The organism is Veillonella sp. KGMB01456 (genome assembly GCF_023051165.1).
Classification (GTDB): Bacteria; Bacillota; Negativicutes; order Veillonellales; family Veillonellaceae; genus Veillonella_A.
On record NZ_JALKIG010000023.1, the window covers coordinates 1 to 19,422 of the forward strand.

A 19,422-nucleotide genomic window follows, 5' to 3' on the forward strand; every position below is an offset into this window, starting at 1 on the left:
TCGTATCTTCAAACCGCATTCTTGTTTTTAGGGGTGTATTTCGTTACAGCCCCTTTCTTTGTATGCTTATAACATTTTCTTGATGTTACAATTTACTTATTTTGCTTAAGCAACTTCTGTGTCGCCACCGGTTTTATTGCTTACCGGACGGTCGATTGTGGACGTATCGTTGAATGCTTCCTGGTCGAAAGTGCCCATAAGTTTATCTACCACAATGGCATTGGTCATGGAACCACTTACGTTAAGCATGGTGCGACCCATATCGATGATTGGGTCAATAGCCAATACCGGAGAAATGGAGCTGAAGAACGCGCCAAGACCAGTACCGGACAAAGATACGGATGCAGCCATAGTAGCTGTACCAGGCACACCGGCAATACCGATGGAACCTAAAGCGATTACGATAACACTCATAACATACATGGTCATATCGAGTGGTACACCGGCAACGTTCGCAATGTATACGATACACAAAGCCGGGAACACGCCGGCACAACCCTGCATGCCTGCAGTAGTACCGAAGCTGCCTACTGTATTAGCAGTAGCCGCGTTAACGCCTAAACGTTTAGTCAAGGTATCTACCGTTAACGGTAATACACCCATACTGGAACGGGATGTGAAAGCCAAGAACAATGGAGCTCTTGCTTTACGGAAGTACATAATTGGGCTTACGCCGAAGATTGTTAAAAGTACAGCCTGTACAATTAACATAATTACTACACCAACGTAAATCAATACGATGAAAAGACCCATATCGGCAATAGCCTGGAAGCCTTTTTGAGCCAAAGTTGTTGCTAACAAGCCCAATACGCCGTAAGGCATAAGGCCGATGATGAAATCTGCCACCCAAGAAATAATGAGGTGCAATTCATCAAATAATTTAGTAACCAATTCGAGTTTGTCGGTGCCTGTTTGTTTAATCAAACGAGCAATACCGCCAATGATAACGCCAAATACTACAACGGCGATAACGTTAGTTTCCGCCATAGCGCTGATTGGGTTATTCGGAATCAAGGCACGCAAAGTATCTACTACAGGTTTTACTTCACGCATCTTGGCAGGTGCACCGCCGGCGGCAATACCTTCACCCAAATGAGTTACGGAACCAAGCACAAGACCTACAACAGCAGCAATAGCTACCATTACTAAGGCTACGAAAGCGGTAGAGCTAACTAATTTTTTCAAATCAGCGCCGCGTTCCATGTGCAAAATTACGTGAATGATGGAAATAAATACCAATGGAATAACGAGCATACGGATTAAATCAATGAACCCGCCACCAATTAAGGAGAACCATTTGGTACTTTCTTTAATGTACACAACTTTCATAGGATCGTCCGGGAACTGTGCAATGAATTGCACCACGAAGCCCAAAACGGCGCCTAATAAGGTACCGATGATAACAAGGTTACCAAAGGCTGTTTGACGACGTTGTAAGTAGTAAACAAATCCCAACATCGCTACAAACAAGATTAGAATACCGATGGTAATCGGATTGCTAACCATTAAAAACTCTTGGAAAAATGGAATATCCACTTTTTCCCTCCTTACTGTATTCAATTGTGAATGTGACGATGATATTATAGCATAAGTTCTTTTAAATTCCTACTATTTCACAGGGATTATTTTCAAAATATTTCGATATATAAATTAGTCGATTTACATTGATACAATATCCGCGCAACAGCAGGTCGAAACAGCTTTCGTACAGCTATCTTTATCAGTACATTCACTAACCCTAAATTTTGTAAAATCTTTTGACGAAAATCTCCTATAAAAAAGTCCGACGTCATAGGGCACAATTTGTGCTTACGGCGTCGGACATTTCCTTACCTAGTCAACGAGAATAAACGTTACATTGATAGGACCATGAACCCCTACTACACGAACCAATTCGATATCGGCTGTGTTGGAAGGACCTGAAATGTGAACCACATTGGATGGGAACCCTTCAGGATTTTCTTTATATACTTTGGTAAGAGCACGCATAGACTGCGTCATGCGAGGCACAATGTCAGAAGTACGGATAACCGCAATGTGACAAAGTGGCAACAAACCGATGGAACGGCCGCTGGCTTCAAAGCTTGGTTGAATAACCGTTGCTGTTTCGGCAATCCCTAAGATTGGGAAAGTAATACCGATTTCAGCCACTTTGGCTTCGTCAATATTAGCTTGACGACCGGCGGATGGATTCCATTGATAGAAGGTGGTACCTTCTTTATCTACCTTATCAAAGTTTTCTTTTAATTGGAATTTTTCAGCTTCTTCACAGCAAGGATAAATTACTTTACCGCCGCCGCGTTCTTCAATTTCTTTTAAGATTGTTTCGACTACATGCGCTTCATCAGTAGTTACAAATTTAGTACCTACTTTTTCACATTCCACTTTGAACATGTCTACAACTTGTTCGTGGGAAAGGTCGGAGTACATTGCCTCTTGAGGTCCTTTTTCATAAGGATACGGTGCTACGAAAGTAGGAATCTCTTTACGACCCAACGCATGAGAAATACGGCTAAAAAATGCTTTACGTTTTACATCATCCATTGTCTTGTCTCCTTACTTACGTTTGCTAGCTTCATATTCAGCATATACATCGCGGAATTTCTTGAGTTTCAATGTACCCATTTCTTTCGCTTTCATCCAGCCGCCTACTACCGGCAATAATTTAGTCCAATCGGCCATGTTACCGTTCTTACTCATGAGTTTCATGCCGATGGCACCTAACTTAGTACCATAATCGAAGAGGAAGGAATTACTGAATACAGTAGCCACTGTTTTGAAAATAGCTTCTTCTGCTGCCGGACGAAGATGCGCTTTGTCGGCAATGTTAACGCGATGTTTCAAAAGTAATTCATGGAGTGGAATCTTAACCGGACAATGTTCCCAGCATTCGCCGCACAAAGTGGAAGCGTATGGCAAATCGCCCGCTTTTTCATAACCAACCAATAATGGAGTCAATACCGCACCCATTGGACCCGGATAGATGGAGCCGTACGCATGACCGGTGATATGACGATATACCGGACAGATGTTCATACAAGCACCGCAACGGATACAACGAAGCATGGAGTTGAATTCGCCGCCCAAAATATTGGAACGACCATTATCGATGATAATGATGTGAAGTTCTTCAGGACCGTCGGCTTCACCTGGTTTGGCAGGACCGGTAATCATGGAGAAGTAGTTTGAAATCTTAGCGCCTACAGAGGAGCGAATTAAGAGTTCCATCATAATGTCAAGACCGGCAAAGTCAGGTACAAGACGTTCCATACCCATGAGACAAATCATAGTCTTAGGCATGGAGCTACTCATACGACCGTTACCTTCATTGGATACGATAGTAATAGTACCGGTTTCAGCTACGGCAAAGTTACAGCCGGTGAAGCCGATATCGGCGCGCAAGAAACGATCGCGAATACGTTTACGTACGAAACGTGTCATTTCTTCCGGATCTTCCGTACCTTCATAACCGAGTTTGTCGTGGAACATTTCACGAATACGACCACGAGCAAAGTGCAACGCAGGTACTACGATATGGGAAGGTGGGTTCCAGTCAGCTGTCTGCAAAATGAATTCGGCCAAGTCAGTTTCGTTAACTTCCACGCCTTCTTTCATCAATGCTTCGTTAAGGCTGATTTCTTCGGACACCATAGTTTTGCCTTTTACGACCATTTTGGCGTTCTTGGCACGAACTACTTCCATTACATATTCATTTGCTTCTTCAGCTGTATGAGCAAAGTGCACTTTGGCACCGGCTTTAGTAGCGTTTTCAGCAAATTGGTTTAAATAATAGTCGAGGTTGCTTAATACATGATCACGAAGTTCAGCCGCTTCTTCACGGAAATCTTCCCATTCAGGTACTTGATCAACCAACGCTTTACGTTTTGCATAGAATACATCTTGCGCTTTTTGGATGGCCTTTACCTTAAAGTCATTGGCAAGAACATCCTCAACACGTTTTTTAAACGGGCGTTCATCGTATAAAATAGCCATGTTCAGTTCCTCCTAACGACTAGCGGGAATTCAATAATTCCGCAATGTGCATTACTTTGATGCGACGATCGATTTCGCCGTCTTTATAAAGACGATCAAGCATACCTTCAATATTCATAAGACAAGCTTGGTCACCACCGGCTACTACATTAGCGCCGGAGTTGTAAATATTCATTGCTTTTTCGCGAGTCATAACAGCAGAAATCTCAGGCTGTTTAACCGTAAACGTACCGCCGAAACCACAGCAGCCTTCCGCGCGATTCATTGGCAAATATTCTAGACCTTTAATATTTTCCAATAATTTCATAGGTGGTTCCTTGATACCCATGAGACGTGTTACGTGACAAGATTTGTGGTACGTAACTTTGTCGTTAAATGTTGCACCTACGTCAGTTACGCCTAATACATTCACGATAAATTCGGTGAATTCATAAATGCGTTCACTGACTTTGGCGGCACGAGCCATCCATTCAGGTTCGTCGGCCAAAATATGACGGTATTCGTCACGAATGGCAAAGGCACAAGAACCGGACATACTCACGATATATTCTGCGTTTTCGAAGACTTCAATTGTATTCTTGATAGCCCCTTTAGCCGCATCATTATACCCGGAGTTCACGAACATCTGTCCGCAGCATACTTGCTTTTTAGGTACTGTGATATCACAGCCTAAACGTTCTAATACCTGTACGCCGGCCATCCCCACGTGGGGATAAAACATGTCAATCAAACATTGTGAAAATAAATGAATTTTCATTTCCTCACATCCTCAACTTTCCTACGTACTTACACTTACTAGATTACCCACACTTGCGTATACTTCCCATTTTTTTCAACATTAAACGGTCTATATTGTATATTCGCACGGAAATCATCACTATTATTATATAGAATAACAAATATAATGTCCAAAGAATTGCGATATTGGCAAACGCCCTATGTCATATGCGTTTTACGAATGCTTGAAATAGGATTTAGTAAAATATTTGTATACAGAACGTAATTATTTGAATAGTGAATCTCATTACCGCTAAACCGCCCCTTTATCTCTTTAAAGCCCCCGTGGTTCGTGATATAATCAATGTATTAAGGATATTATTTTTTAGTATTTGTAAAATCAATAATAAAGTGCATACTTTATCAAGGTGAAAACCGTTATTTTAACAACCTGTAACAGAAAGGGGTCTCATTTATGACATCACGTTCTTTACGTTTAGCCGTTCTCGTGGCTACACTTTTAACAACAACTACCTACACCGGCTTCGCCGCCGATGCGGACAACACTACGGCGTCTACCGCCACAACGGCTGCCGTAACAACAACCGCTACGGATAGCGATTCCATTGACACTGTAACAACTGCCGCTACTTCGACCGTTCAAACTAAAGAGTTAACCGAAGCGGACAAAGAAAAGGCGCAATTAGTCGAATCGATGAACGAAAAAGCGGCTGCCCGTGCTGCCGAGGAAGATGCCAAAGGTTTTAAAGATGTAAAAAATCATTGGGCTGCCATACCAATCAACGTGATGCTTGAGGATGGTATCTTATCCGGCAACGGTCAAGGTGAATTCAAACCGGATGACGCTTTAAAAACTGCCGATGCTGCCGCTCTTTACAACAAGCTCATTGCGTATGACAAAGCACAGCAAGCTGCCAAAGCAGCCAAAAGCAGCCAAAACAAAAAGAACACTAAAAACACCACCACTGTTAAAGATGTGACCGGCGAGGAGTTGCTCGCACCGTTCAAAAATCAGGAAACGTTAACGCGTGAAGAGTTTGCTCAAACCGCCGCTGAATATTTAGCTTACAAAGACGAACTTACCGTGGCTTCCATTAAAAGCAAAACGAAAGCTAAAGAGTATAAACCAAATATCGTGGTAGCACCTGACGAAGTGAACTTCCCGGATGAAAAGAAAATCGACAGCGATTATAGATCCTCCGTTACCACTTTGGCCAGCCGTGGCATCATCGCTTCCGGCGGTGACGACAATTACTTCCGTCCAACTGAAGACATCACCCGTGCCGAAGCAGTTGCCATGTTATTCCGCATCGAAAAAGGTATGACCGTAGCCCCGGCAACAAGCACTAAAGCGAGCGATACCACTGCTAAGGCTACCAACAGTGCAACCGGCGACAAAACAGCCGCTACAACTACCAAAAATCCTACTACCGGTAATGTAACCGCTAAAAAGACCAGCGAATTAGAAGCGCAGTCTGATCTAGAAAATAAAGTTTTCAAAAAATTAAACAACCTCTACAAAACACCGGGCAATTTCCAGAACTACGGCGTAATGTATTGGCAAAATGATGTGCTACATGTAGCCTTCAAGAGCGATGACGATCTTGCTCAATTCGAAGACATTTTAGCTAAAAACGACAAAGATAAACCGGCCAACGAAACATTGGCTAATCGTGTTCATTTAGAAACAACCCAATACAGCCAGGCTGAATATGACCGTATTGAAAACAACTTCCGCACGTTCTACGCTCAAAAACAGCCGGCCGGCACTATCTTGGGTGCTTATCCAAGCGTAGCTCACAATCAGCTTATTGTCCGTGTCGACAAAGGTTTCGATTATATGAATGATTCCATCCGTAATGCGTTCGGCAACAAGGTTCACGTTTTCTTGGTTACCGACAATGCCGACTCCACTACTGATACTGCTAAGAATTAATTAAGGAGTCTTCAGCCATGTTTGCAACACCTTTCACGCGCCGAGATTATCTCTACCTGGCCGCCATCGGAATCTGGCTCTTATTCGCCTACGGGCTCTTCGCCTGGAACTTTCCCATAACCGACACGGTAGAATCCAATTATGCCTTAAGTGCCGTCAATATGCTGCAACATCAAAGCTATCTGTCTCCCATGATTTACGATCAGTACTGGTATGACAAACCGATTTTCACCTATTGGCTCTTAATGACATCCTTCAGCCTATTCGGCATATCGGATTTTGCGGCGCGCCTGCCGTTTATCCTTTGTGCCGCCCTGAACGGCATGTTTATGTATTATGGCATGCGCCTCATCGCCAAGCGTCGTGATTTAGCTTTATGGTGTGCCATTATGCTGGGCACTTCGTTAGAATTTTGGTATATCAGTCATGCTATTTTGACGGATGGTTATTTATTCCTGTTTACCCAAGGAATTCTCTACTTTGCTTATTTAGGTCTGCGCGGCCGGCATGTAACACGCCATATGATGCTGGCCTACGCCTCGGCGGGGCTTGCCGTTTTGACAAAAGGACCGGTCGGCCTCATCCTGCCCGGCCTTATTCTCATAGCCTATGTCGCTCTTTTCCAGCGTGATACACTCACGTGGCAGCGCTTGTTCCACCCATTGGGACTGCTCGCCTTTGCGTTAGTCGCCTTGCCTTGGTACATCCTGATGTACAGCTACCACGGCATGGCCTTCATCGAGGAGTTCTTGGGCCTCCATAATGTAGTTCGTGCCACAATACCGGAACATCCGGAGCAAAACTGGTGGTTTATGTACTTTGTGCTTTGGCCCGTATCCTTATTGCCATGGACAGGCCTCACTATTTACGAACTCATCTATGGTGAACGCAATTCTTGGTTCAAATATCTCTTAACTTGGGGGCTCGGCGTATTTATTTTTTATAACCTCATGGCCACCAAGTATATTACCTACACATTCTTGTGTATCATTCCGTTTATCATCTTAACTGCACAGGGCTATATTCGTTTAAAAGGCCATCTTTTGCGAAATATCCCGCCTCGCGAAGTTAAAGTTATCGCCATGGCACCGGACAGCGATTTCTGTTGGCTCCCGCAGCAAACAAAATCGTATAGCAAAAACCTGCTTGTTCTATTACCGGCCTTTCTCTTAGTGGCTATCGCCATCATCGGTGTTTGGCTTGGCAGCCGCACCCAACCGGATGTGGATTTGTCACAACTTAGCATAGCATTAAGTATCGGTGCCGTGCTCTGTGTCTTGCCCCTTTTATACGCTCTTATCAGACCACATATCTGCCGCAGTATAAAAGCCGTCGCCATAAGTACCAGCATTCTCTATGTATTATTACTCTGTGCTTTACCGCCAATCGTAGATGATGCTTCTACTGAAAAACTGGCTGATACTTTAGCCTTACGGCCAACTACGCAGATGTACTACTATCGCGATTATCGCACATCCCTCGTGTATTACACGGGTCATTCGGTAACGCAAATCATACCGGACCCGGACGCGGAAACCATCTGGGATAAGGGCAAAAATGTAATGCCCGTATTGTCTGAAGCGGATACTGAAAAAGCCATTCAAGGTCAAACGGATTACTTTATCTTTGTGCCGAAGAAATATAAAGATGATTTCTTAAAAACTTCACTTAGTCAGCATACGACTGAATTCTATCAGGTAGAAAATATTATAGTTTTCAAACCGAAAGCACAATAGTTTTCAAACCGAAAGCACAATAGTTACAAACGATTTACAAAACCCAATTTTGGAGGAGTACCATGTCTAAATTTTTTACCACAAAGTCCCTCGCCGTACTTTGTGCCCTCGTGCTCACCGGCGCAGTGGCTCAGGCCGACACCGTAACGGTAACCGGCTCTGACGACGCCGTAAGTGACGATTATACCCCCGTTCGTGTTGTCAAAGAATCGACAGGCAACGAAACAACCTTTAGCCCTTTGGTGTTAAAATATTACACCACTAACAATACGGCTCAAGCCGTAGGTGAAGCCGCTAAAGCCGCCGTAACTGAAAAAAATGCCGTAACAGAAAAAAACGCCGAAACGACAGTGGCTGATAAAAGCGTCAAAACCATAGACGCGAAAACAGACGCTATTTCGGAAACGGCTAAAAAAGGCGCTGACACAGCTAACACCAAAAAAAGTGCCGAAAAAAACTCTTCAACCGACAACACCTTAGAGAACGGCACCTATAAGCCTTTTACCTTTAGCATCGCCACAAACTCCTCCCGTGTTTTTGAAGACGCTCGCAAATATACTTTTGTAGATATTCCTGCCGATTACTGGGCTGCCAAAGCCATTGCGGTTATGACAAACCAACAATTAATTTCCGGCTACAGCGACAATACCTTCCGTCCGGAAAAACCGATTAGTCGCGAAGAAGTGGCCTCACTTTTTAGCAACTTAATTTCCGGTGAGTCGTCCGTCATGCTGTCCAGCTCCTTCAAAGACATTACCTCCGACCGTTGGTCGGCCAATGCCATTGAACGGGTGGCTCAACTGAATATTATCAGCGGTTATGGTGATAACACCTATCGCCCGGAACAATTCATGTCCCGTCAAGAATTCGCCGTAGTAGCAGATAATTACATTCACTATCTGGGCTACAACACCGATGACCAAGCCGCCATGGAGGCTGTTCATTATACTGACCAGAAGTTCATCGCCCCTTGGGCTCAATCGGCCGTACGGGAACTGGCTGCTTTAGGTTTCCTTCATTACCAACCGCGCTTGTTATTTAGTCCTGAAAAATACATTACCCGTGCCGAGGCAACGGAAATTATGTATCGCGTTACAAACAGTAGTGCTGCCGTGGCCTTACGCGAAAAAATCTTACACCAACAGGTAGAGAATAAAATGCTCAATTTAATTAACCACACATTCGGTAAAGAGTATGTATTCCGCACCCATGGTGCCATGTATTGGCAGGACAATAAATTGGTAGCTGCCTTAAAAAACGAAAATGATGTCCAAAAATTAGGCGCCGCTCTTGCGTTTTCTAAAGATAGCGATTTGCGTAGCAATACCCTAGTAACAACAGGCGTCATGAACGAAATTGAACTGGGAAAACTACAAACCGAAGCCGCTTACTACTATAATCAGCAGGAACCAACCGGCTCCATATTATCCGCCGCACCAAATAAAAATGCGTCGGGGTTAATTTTGGTGGTTGACCAATTAAACACAGAAAGTAATAAAGCGATGGCAAAAAAATTCGGCTCCAAAGTAACGATAACGGTTGCCGAAGAAGCAAACTAAGTGTACTGCTCGAAAAATGATTGGCTCGACGAGCTAATAAAACGACTATATTTAAGCGAGTGAGCTAAATAAACCCTTTAATAAAAAGAAGGTTTACGCTTTCCAATATCCGCTCTCCTATTTGAGCGAGAATTAATCAATAAAACACATTACTAACATGAAAAAGAAGACCTACTCCCTTCCCCGCTGTTTCACACCAAGGGGACCCCTTTGGAGTAGGTCTTCTTTTTCATTGTTTATATCACAGTGCCTATTATTATATGTTATCTCGCTCAAATATCACCAACGCCATAAATGCCAATAACGTAAACCTTCTTTTTAATTTCATAGAGCCTCTGCACCAGCCTCACTCGCTTAAATAACATAGCTTCAATTAAAGCTATTCGAGCCAATCTTTTTTCACCGCCAAAACACTTAACTCGCCACCTTCGGCAACGGTTATCTACTAAATGGAATCCGAATTTTTTCTGCCCACCCTTTTGGCGGAAGGGCGGAGAGAAATAAAAAGGCCGTATCTTATACGGCGACTCCACTTGTTTCGCCTAATGGTGCTTCGGTGAGTGACATGGCTCGGACTTACACTATGGTTTTAAAAGAGACCCTTATCTTATCTACCTATTGCTGCTTGTCACAAAGAGCGATATAAGATGAGGGGATTATCCTAAATCACCGTAATATACGAAGAAGACCTCCTCCTCCTCCTTCTCCTCCCCCCTTTTGGCGGAAGGGCGGCGAGAAATAAAAAGGCCGTATCTTATACGGCGACTCCGCTCGTTTCGCCTAATGGTGCTCCGGTGAGTGACATGGCTCTAGTTCACAGGATTGTTCAAAGAGGACTCTTATCTTATAAAAAGACACGGTGTGATGCGATTAAGCGGGTGTAAGATAAGATTGGCACTATTTAATATTTAGCTGCATTAGAAGACGACACATATCTTATGAAGCGACTTTTGCTGCATGCAGCCCAGGAGCAAATAAGATATGTGTCGCCTTCTTGATAAAAAATAGGGACCCTTATCTTACACCCGTAAAACGGTACAGCCATTCCGGCTTATATAAGATAAGAGTCCCTTTATTAATCACTATAACCAGTCACTCACCGAAGCACCTGCCGTAAACAGCTCAGCGCCGGTAAGATACAACCTTTTTATTTTTTACGCGCTACGCCCGTTTTCACAGCCACATCCGCAACGGCTTTAGCTACTGCGAGTGGAACGCGTTCATCGAATGCGTTAGCAACTACATAATCTTCACGAAGGTCTTCGTCAGCTACGAGGTTAGCCAAGGCATCGGCAGCAGCCAATTTCATTTCATCATTGATTTTAGATGCGTGAACGTCGATGGCACCGCGGAACAAACCAGGGAATACGTTTACGTTGTTAATCTGGTTTGGTGCATCACTGCGGCCGGTACCCATAACGCGTACGCCGCAAGCTTTAGCATCGTCATACATGGCTTCCGGATTTGGGTTAGCCATAGCAAATACGATGGAGTCTTTTGCCAAGTTTTTCAAAATTTCAGGTGTGAAAGCACCGGCAGCGGACACGCCGAGCAATACGTCAGCGCCTTTAGCCACTTCAGCCAAAGTACCTGTTTTTTCTTCCTGGCCCAACAACTTGATTAATTCAGCTTGCAAGGAGTCAAGGCGTTTGTAGTTTTTGTTGAGTACTCCGGAACTTACCATCAAGGTAATGTCGCGAGCGCCTGCCAAGTACAACAAACGAGCAATATTAGCACCGGCTGCACCGGCACCGTTTACAACGATTTTAACTTTGGTAAGGTCTTTTTTTACAAGACGAAGAGCTGCTTTAACGCCGGCCAAACAAGCGATAGCTGTACCGTGTTGGTCATCATGGAATACCGGAATTTCAAGTTCTTCTTTTAAGCGGTTTTCAATTTCATAGCATTTAGGCGAGGAAATATCTTCCAAGTTAATGCCGGCAAAGTTTTTCTGCAATAATTTAACAGTGCGGATGATTTCTTCCGTGTCTTCCGTATCAATTACGATTGGCACACAGTCTACATTACCGAAACGTTTGAAAAGCAAGGATTTACCTTCCATTACCGGCATAGCAGCCGCTGCCCCGATATTGCCAAGGCCGAGTACACGAGTCCCGTCAGATACAACCGCCACCATGTTACCGCGGCAAGTTAAATCAAAAGACAACTCTTCATTGTCTTTAATGCGAAGGCAAGGTTCAGCAACCCCCGGCGTATACGCTACGGATAAATCGTGAGCATCCTTCAAAGGATATTTTGTACCGGTTGTCAAAAAACCACCTAATTCTAATTTCTTTTGTACTGCTTCTTCGCGTACGTCCATGTAATTTCCCTCCTATTGTTTTAATGTCGGTAGATTTCTACCATAAAAGATTTCTGCCATTTCCTGTTTCAATAATTGGTTAATGTGCTTGCGTTCTTTTGGCGTCAAATCGTCTTCCGTAATCCCAAAAAGGTAATTATTGATGTCATATTCTTTGAGCATCATTTTCGTATGGAAGATGTTTTCCTGATACACATTCACATCAATCATGTTATACAAGTTCTTGGTTTTTGCATCAATATAGTTCTGAATAGAGTTGATGCGATGATCAATATAAAGTTTTTTGCCTTGTACATCGCGTGTAAAGCCACGTACTCGGTAGTCAAGGCTGATAATGTCCGAATCAAAACTGCCAATCAAGTAATTTAAAGCTTTGAGCGGCGAAATTTGACCGCAAGTGGACACGTCAATATCGGCGCGGAACGTGCTGATACCGCGATACGGATGACTTTCCGGATAGGTGTGAACCGTCAAATGGCTTTTGTCCAAATGACATACCACATCTTCCTTATGAATTTCTTCTTCCGAAATCAAAATCGTCACACTGGCGCCTTGCGGATCATAATCCTGCTTAGCCACGTTAAGTACGTTAGCACCAATAATATGAGACACTTCTGTCAAAATATCCGTTAGCCGTTGTGCATTATACACTTCATCAATGTATTCAATATACTGCCGTTTTTCAGCTTCGGTATTCGTATAGCAAATATCATAAATGTTAAAACTCAATGTCTTTGTTAAGTTGTTAAAACCGTATAATTTCATCTTTTTAATCGGTTTCACGGATGTCTCCATAATATTTTGTACACCTTCCTCATTCAATACTTATTCCTATATTTCATTATATCGAAACTCTTCATCGTATTCAATACTTTCGATATCTTATTTTATAATATTCATGTAAAAATCTAATTGATAATCGGCATTTATGTAAATACTACTTAATAATCGGCGACTCCCACGGCTGTTCTTTTAAATAATAGAAGCGACCCGTGAAAAAACCGTCCTCATAAGTAGCCACCGCAAAGGTACCGCCCGACTTATCCCGCGGCAGTGCGGGACTCCCCGGATTGATAAAAAGCCCATGACCGTCACTATACTGACTGTGATGATGACTGTGCCCCGCAATGCACAAGGTAGCCCCCATACTTTCGCCTAGTGACAACACTTCCTGAATGCGATTATACGGCAAAAACTGATCCCCGTGAGTCATATAAATATATGTGTCCTTAAAAGGAATCAGCTGTTCGCGCGGCTCTAAGGGCCGTTGACGGTCATTATTACCGCGAACCGCCAATACGGGCACACTCGTTTGCTTAGCCATATAGCGTGCATCATCGCCATAATCGCCGGCATGGAGCCATAATTCAATAGGCCAATCAGCGGTAGCTGCCAAAATCTCATCAATTTTGTTCAAATAACCGTGGGTATCACTGATAATACCCACACAACTGACTGCTTGTGCGCTCATAGAGCCTCTCTTTCTTTTTATTGTAAATATATTATTATTTGGTGCTTACTTTAATTGTTTGTTACCTATTTAATTGTTTGTTACCTATTTAATTGCTTGTTGCCAACTTTGATTGCTTGTTACTTATTTTATTGGCTTATTACTTACTGTGATTTCAACTTTTCAAGTAACTCTTTTAACGCTAAACCTCGATGGCTGATCGCATTTTTTTCGTCCATGGATAACTGGGCCATCGTTTTTGCAAACTGCGGCAAGTAAAAATACGGGTCGTAACCGAAGCCGCCGTCGCCTACGGCCTCTGTCTGAATTAAGCCTTCACAATAGCCCGTTGCCGTCAGTTCACGACCGTCCGGATAGGCCAACACGAGTTCACATACATAGCGTGCCGTTCTTTTTTCAAAAGGCACGTCTTTAACAGATTCAATGAGTTTATGATTATTCGCCTCATCATCGCATTGAGGGCCCGCATACCGCGCCGAATATACGCCCGGTGCGCCATCAAGCACATCAACAGCGAGACCGCTGTCATCTGCCAAGCAGGGCAAACCGCAAGCCTCCATATAATATTGCGCTTTAATGCGTGCGTTGGCCAAAAAAGTCGTGCCCGTTTCTTCCGGTTCCGGCACCTTCACAACCTCACCGATGCTTACTGCCTCAATACCGACTGTTTCAAGGGCTGCTTTAAATTCACGCAACTTCCCCTTATTGTGGGTTGCCACAACGATTTTCATATATTGCTCCTACCAAAACCTCATAATTTGATACATGGAATACGCTACCTTAGTATTAATATCATATCCACTGTTAACTTAACATTAATAACTTAGACGGCGCTAACTTAACATCAATCGCTTAGGCGCCCGTACCGATATATTTGGCTTCATCACCGAGGGCTTCTTTTTGAGCCGCCATCAAAGTATCGGTAGCGGATTCTGCCAAGTCTAGCAACGTATTAAGCTCAATGCGGCTGAACGTACCATGTTCACCGGTGCCCTGCACCTCGATTAAATTGCCGGAGCCCGTACGAACTACGTTCATATCCACAATAGCTTGGCTATCTTCTTCATAACATAAGTCCGTAACCGGTCCTTCTTGACCGATACCAACGGAAATAGCGGCACAGTAATCGCGAATCGGATACATACCTTCACCGTCATACATCGTATTTACCGCATCAACCATAGCTACAAAAGCGCCGGTAATGGCCGCCGTACGGGTACCGCCGTCAGCCTGCAACACGTCACAATCAAGCGTAATCGTTCGTTCACCGAGAGCTTCCAAGTCCACTACGGCACGCAACGCACGGCCGATAAGGCGCTGAATTTCAACAGTACGACCGGTCTGTTTACCTTTGGCCGCTTCACGGCTGTTACGAGTTTGCGTGGCTCGTGGCAACAACGAGTATTCCGCCGTTACCCAGCCGTGACCTTCACCCTTCATAAAGCGAGGTACTTTTTCTTCAATAGTGGCATTACAAAGCACCTTCGTATTGCCGAATTCAATTAATACCGAACCTTCCGCATAGGCCGTAAAATGGCGTGTAATTTTAATAGGCCGAACAGCCTTTGGATTTCTTCCGTCAATTCTCATATTTGTCACTCCTATTTGGGTTGGTCACCCCTATTTCGTATTCATTTCCTATTATATCATAGGATATAACATACTATTAGTTCCTATTTGAAAACCGCCTATATTACTACAAGCGGTTTGAATGTTAATAATTTATTCGTCTTTTTTGCCGTCCCCGAACAAAATTCTCATATAATCACAACGAGCATAAAGAATACGATCGACAAAAACTTCGCTACCGTAAGAGCGATAAAAACTGATATAATTTCCGCTCACAATAAAGCGATAATCGCTTTCTATATCCGCAATTGAAGATAGCATCGGCCCAGCTTCTGCATAAGTCTGTAAAATTCGGAGGCTATTTGTAATTTGACCTACAATTCCCAATGCAGCTGACTCATTCATTAACTCTTCTATATTATAAGTTTTAATCCCGATAAGGTCTTTTTGAGCTTCTTCAGATAAATGTAAATTATTCATTGACTATCCCAAGATTCTTCTCTACCTCTTCCAAAGTTAACCAGCCCTTCTCTTCACCGGATTTTCGACCTTTTGCCAATTCATTCATCAGGCGGAGTGTTGCCTGCACCTTTTCAAAGTCTTGTATATCAAGAATTGCATATCTGCCGCGCCCATTTTTTGTTAAAAAAACCGGGGCACCAACAGTCACATCGCGTAGTACGTCACTGTAATTTCGTAAATCGGAAATAGGTTTAATATTTGGCATATTGCTCAACTCCTTTCACTCATAGTATATCTCAAATTTGCCGTAAAATTCAACATCAGTTTTTACAGCAATTATTCTATATCGACTGCAAAATTGCTTTTTTTCACAGAGAGATATTTTCGCAAAACGATAAGGCAATATTTTTATCAAAATATTATATCCTATATTTCTTCCTGTACGTCCTTCATAGGATCCACTACCACATAACGGTCCGCGTTACCGGCTTTTTTAGCCGCCAAGGTTGCGTCATAAGCATCTCTGCGACATTCGTCATCGGCCTGCCAAGGAATGAACGTAGCATACACATGTTGGGAACCGAATGGGCCGCCATCGCTACGAGAATCAATGCTCATATACCCCACCTTGTCCGGATAGAGGCGGATTTTTTCATCACGGTATTCGGAAATGCCCGTTTCATCATAATAAATCTGACGGCGATCTTGCCAAAAATCTCCTAAACCCAAGAGCGCATCCACTTGCATTTCGTGGCGGCGATGCCACTGGTCGGCCCATTTTCTGATAATATCATCAATACGGCGCGTCACATCGGGACGTTGGCGATTTGTATCTTCGTCAAAAGCCGGTTCCACTACCTGACTGTAATCAAGGCCTGCCATGGAAAGGACAATACCCGTATTTACATACGGTAACGCTTCTTGCACCGAATAACCGCCTTCGAGGACGGCAATATCGGCTTTTAAAATATCCGTAAGTCGCGCATAGCCTTTAGCGGTGACCATCATGTTCGCCAGGGGATCACTGAAATGATTGTCCTGACCGGCTGAGTTAATAACAATATCCGGTTTAAAATCATTGAGCATCGGCATTACCAAGTTCTGTAACACTTTAAGCATCCCTTCATCGCCCGTGCCCGGCGGGAGCGGAATATTTACGGTTGCACCGACCGCTTGAGGCCCACCATATTCATACATAAACCCGGTACCCGGATATAAGGTGCGCCCGTCTTGATGGAAGGAGATAAATAAAGTATCCGGATCGTGGTAAAAAATATCCTGTGTCCCATCACCATGATGAACATCTGTATCCACGATGGCAATGCGGCGCACGCCGTAATGGCGGCGCAAATAAGCAATCATAATGGCTTCCACATTGACCGTACAGAAACCGCGAATGCCGTGCACCATTTTCATAGCGTGGTGTCCCGGTGGGCGCACCAGCGAAAAAGCCCGTGTCACTTCACCGCGCATAACTGCTTCCGCCGCGGCAATGGCGCCGCCAACCGATACACGATGTGCTTCAGTCACCCATTTTTTCAAAGAAGGGGCTCCCACATGGACCCGTTCTATATCCTGCCACGAAGCTAGTAACGGATTATATTCACGAATAGCCGGATGTTCCAAAAGGCCTTCTTCCAACAGTTGATCTCGCGTATATAGCAAGCGTTCTTGCCGTTCCGGATGGGTCGGCGAAATTTTCCAGTCAAAGGCCGGGAAAAATACGAGGCCCAAAGTATTCTTATTGTACATATTCACTCACCCCCGGTTCCAATTGAGCTTTCACGGTAATTAAACGATGCATAGACTGCCAACCTTCAATAATCGGCACGTCTTCTACCGAAATAATATGTCCTGACGGCGCATTCGTAAGACCTAAGTCGCCTGCCGCCTTTTGCAAATAGTCTAACGCTAACGACTCGGCTTGCGCCGCGGTCTGTACCGATCTTTGTTTTTCGTGAATGCCCAGTTCCGGTACTACCAAAATACCTTTAGCCGTATCTACATGTACCGTAAGCATCAAAGTTTCACGGGCCACCGCGGCACCAACCGCATTGGCTACCGGTGCATTCTGCGGAATCTGAACCGGCAAGGCTAAGCGTTCACTTACAAATGGGGCCAGCGTTACAGCTGTACCGCCTACGGCCACCAGTTTTTCCGGTTTAAAAATCTTCGGTTCTACAATATCGCGCACCACATAAATAGGCAGTTTATTTTCCCGTTGCACCGAAGCCGCTATGCCGTCGGTAATTACCGTAACAGCTGCCGCTACAATGTCTTTGGCAAACGCTATAACAGCATCTTTAGCTATACCTTCAGCAGCATTGCCCGCAGCTATACCTGCATCAGCATCGTCCGCAGCTATGGCCGTATTATCTGTATCGGCAACATCTTTATCGGTCCCCGCAACATAACCATGAGGCGCTTTTTGCAACAAATTAGCCAGTCCCTGCCAAGCCATATGCGTATCGCCATAATTAGCTTTACCCAACACAATGAGGGCGTCCCCAAGCGTTGGCACGGTGCCGCCCAATACGAGGGATGGGCCCAATCTGTCGGGACCTACGGTCAATTTACCGTTTTCATCAAAAGCAACGGCCGATTCGCCGCCGATGCCTACGGAACTTACCGCAAAGGAGCGTACGGCGCTTGGATAATTACGTATCATCGCACCGCCGCGAGCCATCATAGGCACACCGTTTTCCCACAGCGAAATATCTGTAGTGGTCCCACCCATATCGAGGGCGACCGTCATATCTTTAGGCATAGAGCGAAGGGCCGCCATCCCCAAAACACTGGCAGCCGGTCCCGTAAAGGCCGTTTCAACAGGGCTTGCCTTCATTCGTTCTAACGGCAACGAACCACCATCGGCTTTTAATATGTATATAGGCGCCGTCAAACCATAGCGAGCCAAAGCTGCTTTAACGGCTTCACTGAAGTCTTCAAAGGTTCCCTGCACGGCACTGTTAAAATAAGCACTTACGGTACGACGCGGGAAGTTTAAGGAACCGCTTAATTCGGCACCGGCCGATACCGTTTCATAGCCGGCTGCCAATAATTCTTCTTTTAAGGTTTGTTCCAATTTTGGATTACGCACGCTGAATTTGGCCGATACAGCGGCTCGTGTATTTTGTTTTTCGCCGGGAATTTGGTCCAGCTCACGCTGTCTCAAAGGGGCTGCCAATGAACCGCGATGATCCGTATAACCGTTAAGTACAATTGGTGTTACCGGCAACAAGGGCCGAATATCCATGCCCGGCCCCGGAATCACATATAAATCAACCGGATCAACTTGATTCATGACGAGTGCATTCGTTACAATCGTCGTGGACAAAGTCACCCGTGTCACTTTTGTAGGCTCAATAGCAGTCGCTACACCGGCCAAAGCGGCTTCAATACCTTCCATTAAATTCGGCTTGGTGGTGCGGCATTTATGACTTTTTAAAATCCGTCCCTTATCTACGACTACGGCATCCGTAAAGGTACCGCCTACGTCAAGACCTACTAACATAGGAACAACTCCTTTCCCTAAGCTCCGCTATTTAATAGCAATAATACGTTAACTATATCATTGATACATCAAATATATATCTAAAAAATCAAAGAATAGTTTAGCAAAAAACTCTCTATATATA

Annotated in this window: 16 protein-coding genes; 3 read left to right on the plus strand and 13 right to left on the minus strand. The window is 44.3% G+C overall.

Annotated elements, in window-relative coordinates; genetic code table 11:
• Nucleotides 1-105 precede the first annotated feature (105 nt).
• From MXE28_RS07465 to MXE28_RS07480, 4 genes are all read right to left on the minus strand, one after another.
• Nucleotides 106-1,536 carry a cation:dicarboxylase symporter family transporter gene (locus tag MXE28_RS07465; protein ID WP_021841973.1) on the minus strand — a complete coding sequence of 477 codons (1,431 nt, stop codon included), beginning with the start codon at nucleotides 1,534-1,536 and terminating at the stop codon, nucleotides 106-108.
• Nucleotides 1,537-1,833: 297 nt separating this feature from the next.
• Entirely contained in the window at nucleotides 1,834-2,544 is a 711-nt protein-coding gene (locus MXE28_RS07470; RefSeq protein ID WP_021841972.1) for a lactate utilization protein C, read from the minus strand.
• A 12-nt stretch (nucleotides 2,545-2,556) separates the two neighbouring features.
• The gene (locus MXE28_RS07475) at nucleotides 2,557-3,993 is read right to left on the minus strand and encodes a LutB/LldF family L-lactate oxidation iron-sulfur protein (RefSeq protein WP_247240005.1); all 1,437 of its coding nucleotides are present in this window, start codon (nucleotides 3,991-3,993) and stop codon (nucleotides 2,557-2,559) included.
• Nucleotides 3,994-4,012: 19 nt separating this feature from the next.
• The gene (locus tag MXE28_RS07480) at nucleotides 4,013-4,750 is read right to left on the minus strand and encodes a (Fe-S)-binding protein (RefSeq protein WP_127058967.1); all 738 of its coding nucleotides are present in this window, start codon (nucleotides 4,748-4,750) and stop codon (nucleotides 4,013-4,015) included.
• Nucleotides 4,751-5,185: 435 nt separating this feature from the next.
• Between MXE28_RS07480 and MXE28_RS07485 the strand changes: the two genes are divergently transcribed.
• From MXE28_RS07485 to MXE28_RS07495, 3 genes are all read left to right on the plus strand, one after another.
• On the plus strand, nucleotides 5,186-6,667 hold the full coding sequence (locus MXE28_RS07485; RefSeq protein WP_156705265.1) for an S-layer homology domain-containing protein: 1,482 nt from the start codon (nucleotides 5,186-5,188) through the stop codon (nucleotides 6,665-6,667).
• A gap of 17 nt (nucleotides 6,668-6,684) precedes the next feature.
• Nucleotides 6,685-8,403, plus strand: a complete 1,719-nt coding sequence (locus tag MXE28_RS07490) for a glycosyltransferase family 39 protein (RefSeq protein ID WP_226974477.1) — start codon at nucleotides 6,685-6,687, stop codon at nucleotides 8,401-8,403.
• Between the two features lie 62 nt (nucleotides 8,404-8,465).
• Nucleotides 8,466-9,962 (plus strand): S-layer homology domain-containing protein, encoded by a 1,497-nt coding sequence (locus MXE28_RS07495; RefSeq protein ID WP_247240006.1) that lies wholly within the window; start codon nucleotides 8,466-8,468, stop codon nucleotides 9,960-9,962.
• 1,147 nt (nucleotides 9,963-11,109) lie between these two features.
• Here the strand turns inward: MXE28_RS07495 and MXE28_RS07500 are convergent.
• The 9 genes from MXE28_RS07500 to MXE28_RS07540 form a co-directional block, all read right to left on the minus strand.
• Entirely contained in the window at nucleotides 11,110-12,285 is a 1,176-nt protein-coding gene (locus MXE28_RS07500) for an NADP-dependent malic enzyme (protein WP_021841966.1), read from the minus strand.
• A 12-nt stretch (nucleotides 12,286-12,297) separates the two neighbouring features.
• Nucleotides 12,298-13,080, minus strand: coding sequence for an adenosylmethionine decarboxylase (speD, locus tag MXE28_RS07505; protein ID WP_127058963.1), 783 nt, complete (start codon nucleotides 13,078-13,080; stop codon nucleotides 12,298-12,300).
• Between the two features lie 142 nt (nucleotides 13,081-13,222).
• On the minus strand, nucleotides 13,223-13,756 hold the full coding sequence (locus tag MXE28_RS07510) for a YfcE family phosphodiesterase (protein ID WP_021841964.1): 534 nt from the start codon (nucleotides 13,754-13,756) through the stop codon (nucleotides 13,223-13,225).
• 143 nt (nucleotides 13,757-13,899) lie between these two features.
• Nucleotides 13,900-14,487, minus strand: coding sequence for an XTP/dITP diphosphatase (locus MXE28_RS07515; protein ID WP_127058961.1), 588 nt, complete (start codon nucleotides 14,485-14,487; stop codon nucleotides 13,900-13,902).
• A gap of 121 nt (nucleotides 14,488-14,608) precedes the next feature.
• The gene (gene rph, locus MXE28_RS07520; protein ID WP_247240007.1) at nucleotides 14,609-15,346 is read right to left on the minus strand and encodes a ribonuclease PH; all 738 of its coding nucleotides are present in this window, start codon (nucleotides 15,344-15,346) and stop codon (nucleotides 14,609-14,611) included.
• A gap of 132 nt (nucleotides 15,347-15,478) precedes the next feature.
• A complete protein-coding gene (locus MXE28_RS07525; RefSeq protein ID WP_247240008.1) occupies nucleotides 15,479-15,805 on the minus strand; it encodes a type II toxin-antitoxin system RelE/ParE family toxin in 327 nt (108 codons plus the stop codon).
• Nucleotides 15,798-16,052, minus strand: coding sequence for a type II toxin-antitoxin system prevent-host-death family antitoxin (locus tag MXE28_RS07530; protein WP_021841960.1), 255 nt, complete (start codon nucleotides 16,050-16,052; stop codon nucleotides 15,798-15,800). Before MXE28_RS07530 ends, MXE28_RS07525 begins: the two co-directional genes overlap by 8 nt.
• 161 nt (nucleotides 16,053-16,213) lie before the next feature.
• On the minus strand, nucleotides 16,214-17,539 hold the full coding sequence (locus MXE28_RS07535) for a histone deacetylase (RefSeq protein WP_021841959.1): 1,326 nt from the start codon (nucleotides 17,537-17,539) through the stop codon (nucleotides 16,214-16,216).
• On the minus strand, nucleotides 17,529-19,298 hold the full coding sequence (locus MXE28_RS07540) for a hydantoinase/oxoprolinase family protein (protein ID WP_247240009.1): 1,770 nt from the start codon (nucleotides 19,296-19,298) through the stop codon (nucleotides 17,529-17,531). The genes MXE28_RS07535 and MXE28_RS07540 overlap by 11 nt, the downstream gene beginning before the upstream one ends.
• Between the last annotated feature and the right edge of the window lie 124 nt (nucleotides 19,299-19,422).

Coding starts and splice junctions, on each gene's coding strand:
- MXE28_RS07475 (WP_247240005.1), bottom strand. CDS start 3,993: ATGGCTATTTTATACGATGAACGCCCGTTTAAAAAACGTGTTGAGGAT.
- MXE28_RS07540 (WP_247240009.1), bottom strand. CDS start 19,298: ATGTTAGTAGGTCTTGACGTAGGCGGTACCTTTACGGATGCCGTAGTC.
- MXE28_RS07535 (WP_021841959.1), bottom strand. CDS start 17,539: ATGTACAATAAGAATACTTTGGGCCTCGTATTTTTCCCGGCCTTTGAC.
- MXE28_RS07515 (WP_127058961.1), bottom strand. CDS start 14,487: ATGAAAATCGTTGTGGCAACCCACAATAAGGGGAAGTTGCGTGAATTT.
- MXE28_RS07485 (WP_156705265.1), top strand. CDS start 5,186: ATGACATCACGTTCTTTACGTTTAGCCGTTCTCGTGGCTACACTTTTA.
- MXE28_RS07495 (WP_247240006.1), top strand. CDS start 8,466: ATGTCTAAATTTTTTACCACAAAGTCCCTCGCCGTACTTTGTGCCCTC.
- MXE28_RS07500 (WP_021841966.1), bottom strand. CDS start 12,285: ATGGACGTACGCGAAGAAGCAGTACAAAAGAAATTAGAATTAGGTGGT.
- rph (WP_247240007.1), bottom strand. CDS start 15,346: ATGAGAATTGACGGAAGAAATCCAAAGGCTGTTCGGCCTATTAAAATT.
- MXE28_RS07470 (WP_021841972.1), bottom strand. CDS start 2,544: ATGGATGATGTAAAACGTAAAGCATTTTTTAGCCGTATTTCTCATGCG.
- MXE28_RS07490 (WP_226974477.1), top strand. CDS start 6,685: ATGTTTGCAACACCTTTCACGCGCCGAGATTATCTCTACCTGGCCGCC.
- MXE28_RS07530 (WP_021841960.1), bottom strand. CDS start 16,052: ATGCCAAATATTAAACCTATTTCCGATTTACGAAATTACAGTGACGTA.
- MXE28_RS07510 (WP_021841964.1), bottom strand. CDS start 13,756: ATGAGCGCACAAGCAGTCAGTTGTGTGGGTATTATCAGTGATACCCAC.
- speD (WP_127058963.1), bottom strand. CDS start 13,080: ATGGAGACATCCGTGAAACCGATTAAAAAGATGAAATTATACGGTTTT.
- MXE28_RS07480 (WP_127058967.1), bottom strand. CDS start 4,750: ATGAAAATTCATTTATTTTCACAATGTTTGATTGACATGTTTTATCCC.
- MXE28_RS07525 (WP_247240008.1), bottom strand. CDS start 15,805: ATGAATAATTTACATTTATCTGAAGAAGCTCAAAAAGACCTTATCGGG.